We start from the raw sequence: 396 nt of genomic DNA on the forward strand, positions 1-396 counted from the left end.
CCACTGGGCAGTGTCTGTACCCTGATCGTGCTGTCATTACCTGCCGTGTGGTGGATGCTGATGAGTGGTGTTCCAGATGTGGGTGCGAGGGCATCCCGCGGGATACTGTGACCCGGCGGCTGGGCCATGAACCCTTCGGTTGGCGGCCCACGATATTGCTGGTGAGGCTCCGACGTTACCGCTGCACCGGGTGCGGTTATGTGTGGCGGCAGGAGACCTCGAAGGCTGCTGAACCAAGAGCGAAGCTTTCCCGCCGTGGACTGCGCTGGGCATTGGAAGGCATCGTCTGTCAGCATCTGACGGTGGCCCGGGTTGCCGAGGGCCTGGGCGTGTCGTGGAATACCGCGAACAACGCCGTTCTGGCCGAGGGCCGGCGCGTATTGATCGATGACCCGC

1 pseudogene is annotated in these 396 nt (G+C 63.6%); it reads left to right on the forward strand.

Features of this window, described 5'->3' with window-relative positions:
• A pseudogene (locus AC0IZJ_RS28370) lies at positions 1–396 on the forward strand (ISL3 family transposase); the annotation flags it as partial.

This window comes from Roseateles sp. AC306, from assembly GCF_979253795.1.